This is a genomic window from Methylobacterium sp. P5_C11 (assembly GCF_054049775.1).
Genome location: NZ_JBFULS010000060.1, coordinates 24,230 through 34,058, shown reverse-complemented (window position 1 = coordinate 34,058; position 9,829 = coordinate 24,230). Strand labels below are relative to the sequence as shown.

Here is a 9,829-nt window from a genome sequence, read left to right as displayed (position 1 = left end):
CAGTGTCACCGTGCTGGATCAGCATGGGCGCGGTGGTGGCATCCTCTCTGTGTAGGTGCCGCACGAACTTGGCCAGGATCTCGCCRACGGTCGGCGACTGGGGCATCAGGGCGCCCACGAGTCTGAGCGAGGCKAGGAKGTYCCGCTGGCCCACCAGCAGTCCAAAATGYGGACAGTTTGTTCGGGCGACACAGAGGCTCATCAGTYTGCCCAGATCAGCGACCGAGAGCGTCCCRTCCTCGGCAAWAGCGCCGCTGGCCGTGCGGATGTCGCCATCCATATCGAGGCCCAATCTCCGTAGGACGGCAGCGACCTCCGCGGCGATGCCGATGCGAACAATGCCSACATCCGCGGCGTCGTCCGACGCGAGGTTGTGGACAGGCACCGGCATACGAAGGCCTGCTATCGCCGGCTTCCGCGCCCGCCTGAATGGCGGCCCTTCAGACTTGCCGGCGCGCATACAGGGCTCCCGCGCGAGGGCGAATACCGCGGTCATGTAAGATCGACCGTAGCGCCTCCTCGTAGGGCTGCTTGATCCCTTGGACCATCCGGCTTGCCGAACGGGATAAAAACCGCGGCGTACCCGAGGTTTCCGTACGTTCGTCGCGGTTCGYGAGCTGGGATGTCGAGCTTTTGTCCCATTCGATCAAGCCGAGCCGCCAACGCTCTTCCATGCTCGCGCCGGCGCTGATGAGTCTCGCTCGGGAGCTGTCGATGAAGACCCCACGCGTGCTTGTGGCATTTATGACCGTGGCGCTGCCCTTCGGAACCTTCGGGAGCCCTGCGTGGGCAGAACCGCACGCCCGSCTCGCGCAGAGCGAGGTSACGATCCCCAGCAATGCGCAGATCAACACCATGGAACAGCAGGCGATCACGACGCCGCCGCTCAACGACAGCGAGGGTGTTCTCCAGGGCAGTCAAGGCGCCCAGATCCGGCAGATGGACCGGCGCGCCCACCGCATCGACGAGAAGCTGCTGAAGGACGACGGTGTCTGTGACGGCTGCTGAAGGTGGGCCGCCAGGRTAGAGGGATGCCCTCGTTCTGGAATTCACAAGGGCCGACACACCATGCCGCGCCAAMACYGATCTTTGCCGCGTCAAGGCACGATGACGCTCATTCGGAACGCCCTCGGGAGCCGATCATGGCCGTTGTGACCGCGCTCAYYGGCGTACCCGCACGGCAGGTTCGGGAACCGACGCGCTTCAGCAGGTTGCGGGGCGGGAGCCAGCTTCGCCATTCGGGCACCGTCGCCGTCGTCGCCCTCCTGCAGTTCATGGTGGTCACCGCCGAGGCCCAGCGATGGATGGCGCAAACGCCATTCGCCAGCCTTGCGGGAAGCTGGTCCGGCAGCGGCGCGGTTCTGCTGTCAGGCGGCAGTCGCGAGCGCATCCGCTGCCGGTCGACCTATCTGGTCGGCGGCGACGGCACTGCCGTCCAGAACACCTTGCGCTGCGCGAGCGACAGCTACCGGTTCGAACTGACCAGCCACATCAACTATGGTGCAGGCGCGATCACCGGCACCTGGTCCGAGACGACTCGAGGTGTTTCCGGCACGCTGTCGGGTCGAGCCGATCCCCGGCAACTCTCGGCGCACGTCAGTGCTCCCGGCTTCACAGCCGATTTGTCGCTCGCGACCCATGGCCCCCGTCAGACCGTGACCATCCATTCTGAGGGCACGGACCTCGCCGGCGCCTCGCTCACCCTCAACCGGGAGTGAGAGAGCGATGCGCACCTGGCGGCTCGAACAGGCTCAGGGCTCCGGCGCGGCTTGAAACCCAGTACTCAGCAGCCGAGCGGGAGAGATGAATGTCCGGAACGGCGGGGTCGTGGACCGGCCGATGCCGAGCGCTCCCCCGGTGGCCGACCGCCTCGCGCTCGGGATCGAGCGCCTGGGGCTCGTCGCCCTGCGCTTTCCAGCAGCGGCGATCTTCCTCCTGCTGGTCCTCTGCGTCGGCGCGATCTTCGGCACCGCACGCCTGAGCATCGACGACTCGCTTGGCCAGTTGTTCAGGGCCGATACTCCGGAGTTCCGGCAGTACGAGAGCCTGGTCCGACGCTTCCCGTCGAGCGAGTTCGACGTGCTTCTCGTTGTCGAGGGCGGTGGCCTGCTTGAGCGCGCCTCCCTGGAGGGCGTGCGGGACCTCGTCACCGACGTGCAGCTCATCGAGGAGACGCGCGGCGTCATCTCACTGTTCTCCGCCCGGCAGCCGCCGGAGGACCGCCATATCCCTCCAGCGCTGTTTCCGGAGACTTTGCCGGATGGTGCGGCCTACGATGAACTGATCGCTCGCGTGCGGGCGAACGCGATCCTGCGCGGCAAGCTGCTGTCCGAGGACGGGCGCCTCGCGCTCGTGGTCGTGGCCCTCGACCCGGCCGTTGCCGGGACGGCGGGCCTATCCGACGTCGTGAGCGAGATCCGGACGGTGGCGTCCCGGGACCTGGGCGAGACGGGACTGAGCGTGCGCCTGTCGGGTGTGCCGGTCATGCAGCTGGAGATCCGCGAGGCGGTCGAGCGTGACCGGCTACTCTACAACGGGCTCGGCTTCGCCGCAGGCAGCCTGATCGCGGTCCTGTTCTTCCGGCGCCTCTCCTACATGGTGGTCGCCGCCGGGCCGCCGCTGATCGCCATTCTGCTGGCGCTGGGTGCGCTTGGCTGGCTCGGCTTTCGCCTCAACATGTTCCTCAACATGATGACACCGCTGATCATGGTGATCAGCTTCTCCGACTCGATGCAGCTGACCTTCGCGGCGCGCGACCGACTGATCGCAGGCGAGGCCAAGCGCGACGCCTTCCGCAACGCCGTCCTGGTCGTTGGGCCCGCCTGCGTGCTCACGCATGCCGCGGCGGGCTTGTCGTTTGCAGCCCTCATGACCTCGGAATCTGATCTGATCCGCACCTTCGGCCAAGCCGGCCTGCTCTCGACCGTGATCGCCCTCTTCACGGTGCTGACACTGGTGCCGCTCCTCGGCCTACTGCTTGTGCGGCCCGAGCCGGCCGGGGTGGACGCTAACCATAGGACCGACCCGGGCGTGGATGCCCTGCGTGCGGCCTGCGCCTGGATCGCTGCCCGGATGACGCGCCGGCCCGGGCTCTACAGCCTCTTGAGCCTCGCCGTCGTCGCGCTCATGGCGGTGGCTTACGCCCAGTTGGAGCCCCACTACCGCCTCGCGGATCAGGTTCCTGACAAGCACCAGGCCGTGGCGGCAAACGGACAGCTGGACGCGAAGCTCACGGGCGCGAATCCGGTCGACGTGTTGATCGAGTTTCCGAGCGGCGCCTCGCTCTACGCCCCAGAGACGCTGGCCATCATCGCCGAGGTGCACACCGCGCTGGAGGCGCAGCCTGGCATCGGCAACGTCTGGTCGTTAGAGACGCTGCGGCGCTGGCTTGCGGAAGCCGGGCACGGATCCGACACGGCCGTGCTGAAACGTTATGCCGAGCTGTTGCCGTCCCATCTCACCCGACGCTTCATCCCGGCCGAACAGGATGCGACCGTCGTCACGGGCCGCGTGCCGGACGTGGACATCGACCATCTCGTCCCGGTGACGGAGGCGCTGGAGAAGGGACTGGCCCAGGTCCGGAGCCGTCACCCCGACTACCGGATCGCGGTAACGGGCCTATCGGCCCTGGCCGCCCGCAACTCGGCCAGTATGATCGGGCGGCTCAACCGGAGCCTTACGGTCGAGATCGCCTTCATGGCGGTCTTCATCGGCTTAGCCTTCCGCTCGGTCGTGGTTGGGCTCGCCAGCGTTCTCCCTGGGATATTTCCGGTCCTCGTGTCTGGCACGGTCCTCTGGCTGCGCGGCGACGGTCTGCAGTTCGCGAGCATCGTGGCCCTCACGGTGGCGTATGGTCTCGGCCTCAGCGCGACCATTCACTTCTTAAACCGCCTTCGGCTGGTCAGCGGTGCGGATGAGGATCCCGCGCTGGGTGTCGAGCGGGCGACGGTGCTCGTTGGACCTGCGCTGATCCTGACTTCCGTGGTGCTCGCCTGTGGGCTGGGCGTGACGGTGCTGTCGGATCTGCCATCGCTGCGGATCTTCGGTTGGGTGAGCGCCTTGGCGATGCTGGCGGCTCTGGTGGCCGACCTGACCATCTTCCGACCGACGGTGACCCTGCTCAGCCGGTGGCGGCAGTCAATCGGCCATCGATAGAGAGCTATGCGTTCACGCGAGCCTTCCGGCGCTGGTCCGGCCAGGGCTTCACCGCGTGGCGGGCAAGAAACCGATGACGGCCCGCGGGACCGGAGCACGCAACGGAATTCTTTACTGCAAACCTCTGTTTTGCTCCAGAATACAAGCCGGTGTCCCATCCGATCAAGCAGCCTCTCAGCGAGACAGCATTGTGAGTTCTGTCGTACCCGACTCGGGGTCGCTGCCGCGGTCAGGCCGACAACCTGGGGGGGCCGTCATGAGATACGTTCTGGTCGTGCTCGGCCTCTTAGCGGGCCTCGTGACCTTCGCGCCGACCGAGGCGAACGCTGTTGTCTGTGCCCGCGGCATCTACCGGGCCGGCTGCGTCGGCCCACGCGGTGCGGTGGGCGTCCGGCGGGGCATCTACGGCCGGCGCGCCGTGGCGGTCCGGCGCTATCGACGCTGGTAACGGCCAGCTTCCACCCGTTCGTCGTCAGCTAGTCAGCCATGACTACGCGACCACTGAGGGAGCCCATCGACATGACACGCCTGGCACTCGCCTGCGCGACCCTGCTGGTCGGGGTGACCCTGGCAACGTCCGTTGATGCCCGGCCCTATGGCGGCGGCTTCGGCGGGGGTGGCTTCCGTGGAGGTGGTTACGGGGGCGGGTTCCGAGGTGCCGGACTGGGCGGCGCCCGCGTCGGCGGAGTCGGCGGGTACCGCGGCTTCGGCTATCGCGGCGGCTTCGCGGGCTACCGGGGCGGCGGCTTCGGGTACCGCGGCGGATACGGTGGCTATCGTGGGTACGGGTACCGCGGCGGCTATGGTGGCTATGGGGCTGCGGCCGGCCTGGGCGTCGGATTGGCTGCCGCGGCCGTCGGGTCGTCGTACTACGCGGATCCCTACTACAGCGACTACGGCGGCAGCTATGGCGCCTACGGCGGCGGCTACGGCTACGGGTACGCGCCGGCCGGGTACGCCGGCTACGGCTACGGCTCATCCTACGACGGCTGCGAATACTGATCGGCTCTGCCCGCGACGCAGCCAGGCCGAGGTCAGACGAGCAACTCAAAGGAGCCACGCATGGGGGGTGTACTCGCCGTTGGGACCGCCCTGGCGACGGAGCCTGAGGATCACCCAGGCATGCGCTGGATCCCAGGCGGTACCTTTCGCATGGGATCCGACCGGCATTACCCCGAGGAGGCACCGGTCCATCGTGTGACGGTGGACGGCTTCTGGATCGACGAGAGCCCGGTGACGAACCGGCAGTTCAAGCGGTTCGTTCACGCCACCGGCTACCGAACCGTCGCCGAGATAGCGCCGGATGCGAAGGATTACCCCAGCGCGCTGCCGCACCTGCTCTTTGCCGGCTCGCTCGTCTTCGTCCCTCCGCGCGGGCCTGTCGACCTGCGTCACTGCAGCCAATGGTGGACGTTCCTGCGAGGGGCGAACTGGCGCCACCCCTACGGTCCGGGCAGCTCGATCAAGGGCCTCGACGACCATCCTGTCGTCCACGTCGCCTACAAGGATGCAGAGGCCTACGGGGCGTGGGCCGGCAAAGCCCTGCCGACCGAGGCCGAGTGGGAGTTCGCCGCGCGGGGCGGGCTCGACGGTGCCGAGTTCGCCTGGGGTGACGAGTTTGCGCCCGGCGGCCGCGCGATGGCCAACACCTGGCAGGGGGAGTTCCCTTACCTGAACACCAAGGACGGATCCTTCCGGCGAACGACGCCAGTCGGTACCTTCCCGCCGAACGGTTACGGTCTTCTCGACATGATCGGCAACGTCTGGGAGTGGACGGCCGACTGGTTCGCGCAGCGGCATCAGGCCGACGCCCCGAAGGCCTGCTGTATCCCTCAGAACCCGCGCGGCGGGGGTGAGGCGGACAGCCTCGATCCTCGTGACCCGCAGAACCTGATCCCCCGCAAGGTGGTGAAGGGCGGCTCGCACCTGTGCGCGCCGAACTACTGCCGGCGCTACCGCCCCGCCGCCCGCCATCCCCAGCCCGTCGACACGTCGATGAGCCACGTGGGCTTCCGGACCATCACCAGGGAGAGGAGCCGACCATGAGCCACGGCGATCCACGTGAGATTTCGAGGTCCATGCATCCACCGGCATCCTCGGGGAGCGCTGAAGGTGGGCGCTCGCGCGAGCTGCGCAGCCGTGCGGGGCAACCGCACAGGGCCGCTCGCCCAATGGTCCGCCGGACCTACGAGGCGCTCGCCGGCGGTGTCCTGCTGGCCGCAACGGCTATGACGCCCGCGTGGTCACAAGCCCCACAGCCGCAGCCGTCATCGAAGCCCAACATCCTGTTCATCATGGGGGATGACATCGGCTGGATGCAGCCGAGTATCTACCATCGCGGCCTGATGGTCGGGGAGACGCCGAACATCGACCGCATCGGCCGCGAAGGCGCGATGTTCACCGACTACTATGCCGAGCAAAGCTGCACGGCTGGACGGAACTCCTTCTTCACCGGAATGCATCCCCTGCGCACCGGTATGATCCCGCCCCAGCTTCCAGGAAGCCCGTCCTACCTGCGCCCAGGCACCCCGGCGCTCGCCAAGTTCCTGCGCGACCTCGGCTACAACACCGGGGAGTTCGGCAAGAACCATCTGGGTGACCACACGGAAGCGCTGCCCACGGCGCACGGGTTCCAGGAGTTCTGGGGTTACCTCTACCACCTTGATGCCATGCAGGGCGTGAGCTTCCCCGACATCAACAAGAGCCCGACCGACCAGGGCATCGTGCCGCCCTGCAAGAACTCGCCGGTCCCCGGCCTGGCCGAGACGCCCGGCGCAGTGGACCAGAAGACGACGCTATGCCTGATGCCGCCGCGCCCGATGATCGCCTGCACCTCATCCGACGGGACGTCAGGGAACCAGACCTGCAAGGACGAAGGGCCACTGACGCTCGACCGCTCGCGGACGGTCGACGAGGAGATCTCCGCGCACGTCGTCGATTATCTCGACCGCAACGATCCAAAGAAGACCAACAAGCCGTTCTTCGCCTGGTACAATCCCGCCCGGATGCACATCACCACGATGCTCTCGCCGAAGTACGAGGCGATGCTGGGTGAGAAGGGCGGAAAGGACTGGGGCATCAACGAAGTCGGCATGAAGCAGCTCGACGACAACATCGGCGTCGTACTCAAGAAGCTGGAGGATATGGGTCAGCTCGACAACACCATCGTCGTCTTCACGACGGATAACGGCGCGGAAGTCATCACCTTCCCCGACGGTGGCACGACCCCCTTCAAGGGCGGCAAGCTGACCACTTGGGAGGGCGGCATGCGGGCGCCTCTCGTCGTTCGCTGGCCGGGCCACATCGCTCCGGGAACCGTCAAGACGGAGATGATGTCGGCGCTCGACTGGGTGCCGACGCTGGTCAACATCGCGGGCGGCGAGAAGGGCGACGGGCTGAAGAAGCGGATCGAGGGCGGCAGCTATCCGGGTATCGTCAAGACGACCCTTGACGGGGTCGACCAGCGCGACTTCCTCGAAGGCTCAACGAAGTCAGCCCGGAACACGTTCTTCTACTATACGGGGGCTGTCCCATCGGCAGTGCGGTTTAAGAACTGGAAGCTCTACTTCGCCATGGACAAACCGGACGCAACCGGTGGCCTGCTTGGTCCTCAGACCTTCCATTGGGCTCAGGTTGCCAACATCAAGCGCGATCCGTTCGAGATTACAGTGGTCGACAACAAATCGGCCTTGGCAATGGGTGGCGCGCTAGCAGCGCCCAGCACAGCCTACCTCTACGACTGGAACATCCTGCCCATCGGTCAGGCCCTCTGGCTGAGGGAGCTCGAATCTTACGAGACATACCCGCCCATGCAGGATCCAGCCAGCTACAACCTGAGCCAGGTTCTTCAACAGATCAAAAAGGCAAACACCGCCAGCCATGCTGGCGAATAAAGGTCTAGGCTGAACCTCATGCGGTCGCCGACAGCTCGGCGACCGCACCTGAGCAACTGGAGGGCTGTGGGACCTGCGGGCATTCCGGTGTCTCGCAGGTCACGTCCGTCCACGCCGCAGAACCTGTGCCAGCGAACACCGCCCCTTGCTCCGTGCGTTCATCAGACCAGGGAAGCTTACCATGAGCACGCAACGCCGCGGATGGCTCGGGCTGCTGGCATCCACCTTCGTCGCGACGGTCACCGTCGCGCCCGCGGCCGCGCAGCCACGAAAGCCCAACATCCTCGTCATCATGGGCGATGACATCGGCTACTGGAACATCAGCGCCTACAACCGTGGCATGATGCAGTACCGCACCCCCAACATCGACCGGATCGCCAACGAGGGCGCAGTTTTCACCGACTACTACGGCCAGCAATCATGCACTGCCGGGCGCTCGGCCTTCATCACCGGCCAAAGCCCGCTGCGGACCGGCCTCCTCAAGGTGGGGCTGCCGGGCGCCAAGGAGGGGTTATCCAGCAAGGACCCGACTATCGCCGAATTGCTCAAGCCGCAGGGCTACGCCACCGGGCAGTTCGGCAAGAATCATCTCGGCGACCGCAATGAGTTCCTGCCGACGGTGCACGGCTTCGACGTGTTCTTCGGTAACCTCTATCACCTGAACGCCGAGGATGAGCCGGAGCACCCGGACTATCCGAAGAACCCCGCCTTCCGTACGCGATTCGGCCCACGCGGCGTCCTGAGATGTGTCGCCACCGCCACGGATATTCAGAGTGAGGACCCGCGCTTCGGCCCCTGGGGAAAGCAGACCTGCGAGGACACCGGGCCGCTGACCAAGAAGCGGATGGAGGCCATCGACCAGGAATTCGTCCGGGCTTCGGTCGACTTCATCGACCAGGCCAATCGGGACCAGAAGCCGTTCTTCGCCTGGGTCAATACCAGCCGCATGCACATCTGGACCCGGCTCAAGCCCGAGGCGCAGGGGAAGACCGGGCTCGGCATCTACCCGGACGGCATGGTGGAGCATGACGGGCAGGTCGGCGAGCTTCTCAAGAAGCTCGACGACCTCGGCATCACCGACAACACCATCGTGATCTACACCACCGACAACGGTGCCGAGACGTTCACGTGGCCGGATGGCGGCGCGACCCCGTTCCGTGGTGAGAAGAACACCAACTGGGAAGGCGGCTACCGCGTGCCCGCGATGGTGCGCTGGCCCGGTCTGGTGCCGCCGCGCACTGAGATCAACGACCTCTTCTCGGCCGAGGACTGGGCAACGACGCTGGTCGCCGCAGCCGGTGAGCCCGGGATCAAGGACAAACTCCTGACGGGCTACGAAGCGGCCAGCAAAACCTTCACGGTTCACCTCGACGGCTACGACCAGCGCGAGCTTCTCGCCCGCACCGGTCCCGACAAGCGCCGCGAGTTCTTCTACTGGACGGATGACGGCAACCTGGCCGGCTTGCGCTATGACCAGTGGAAAGCGGTGTTCCTGGAGCAGAAGGCGGAAGGTCTCGCAGTCTGGGCACAACCGATGGCGCAGCTGCGCCTGCCGATGCTGTTCAACCTGCGCTCGGATCCTTTCGAGCGAGCTCAGCACGAATCCGGCGATTACGTGCGCTGGTTCATCGAGCACGCCTTCGTGCTCGTTCCAGCCCAGGCGCTGGTCGCGCAGCATCTGCAAAGCTTCCAGCAGTTCCCGCCCCGGCAGCGCCCCGGCAGTTTCTCGGTCGAGCAGGCGATGGAGAAGCTCCGGCTGCCTCCCTCCAGCAACTAAACAG

At 66.2% G+C, this 9,829-nt stretch carries 9 protein-coding genes; 8 read left to right on the top strand and 1 reads right to left on the bottom strand.

Annotated elements, in window-relative coordinates:
* Window positions 1-391, bottom strand: a 391-nt coding sequence (locus ACXJKQ_RS23495) for an AraC family transcriptional regulator ligand-binding domain-containing protein (RefSeq protein ID WP_457108109.1), incomplete at its 3' end; no start/stop codon positions are given.
* Between the two features lie 140 nt (window positions 392-531).
* Here ACXJKQ_RS23495 and ACXJKQ_RS23490 point away from each other — a divergent pair.
* The 8 genes from ACXJKQ_RS23490 (at window position 532) to ACXJKQ_RS23455 (ending at window position 9,825) form a co-directional block, all read left to right on the top strand.
* Window positions 532-1,008: a hypothetical protein gene (locus tag ACXJKQ_RS23490; protein ID WP_457108106.1), complete on the top strand. Its 477-nt coding sequence runs from the start codon at window positions 532-534 to the stop codon at window positions 1,006-1,008.
* A gap of 134 nt (window positions 1,009-1,142) precedes the next feature.
* Entirely contained in the window at window positions 1,143-1,718 is a 576-nt protein-coding gene (locus tag ACXJKQ_RS23485) for a hypothetical protein (protein ID WP_457108105.1), read from the top strand.
* A 121-nt stretch (window positions 1,719-1,839) separates the two neighbouring features.
* Window positions 1,840-4,155: an efflux RND transporter permease subunit gene (locus tag ACXJKQ_RS23480; protein ID WP_457108104.1), complete on the top strand. Its 2,316-nt coding sequence runs from the start codon at window positions 1,840-1,842 to the stop codon at window positions 4,153-4,155.
* Between the two features lie 256 nt (window positions 4,156-4,411).
* On the top strand, window positions 4,412-4,603 hold the full coding sequence (locus ACXJKQ_RS23475) for a hypothetical protein (RefSeq protein WP_457108103.1): 192 nt from the start codon (window positions 4,412-4,414) through the stop codon (window positions 4,601-4,603).
* 71 nt (window positions 4,604-4,674) lie between these two features.
* Window positions 4,675-5,157 (top strand): hypothetical protein, encoded by a 483-nt coding sequence (locus ACXJKQ_RS23470; protein ID WP_457108102.1) that lies wholly within the window; start codon window positions 4,675-4,677, stop codon window positions 5,155-5,157.
* Between the two features lie 120 nt (window positions 5,158-5,277).
* Window positions 5,278-6,201, top strand: coding sequence for a formylglycine-generating enzyme family protein (locus ACXJKQ_RS23465; protein WP_457108101.1), 924 nt, complete (start codon window positions 5,278-5,280; stop codon window positions 6,199-6,201).
* Between the two features lie 182 nt (window positions 6,202-6,383).
* A complete protein-coding gene (locus tag ACXJKQ_RS23460) occupies window positions 6,384-8,048 on the top strand; it encodes an arylsulfatase (RefSeq protein ID WP_457108108.1) in 1,665 nt (554 codons plus the stop codon).
* Window positions 8,049-8,229: 181 nt separating this feature from the next.
* Entirely contained in the window at window positions 8,230-9,825 is a 1,596-nt protein-coding gene (locus ACXJKQ_RS23455; protein WP_457108100.1) for an arylsulfatase, read from the top strand.
* Window positions 9,826-9,829 lie beyond the last annotated feature (4 nt).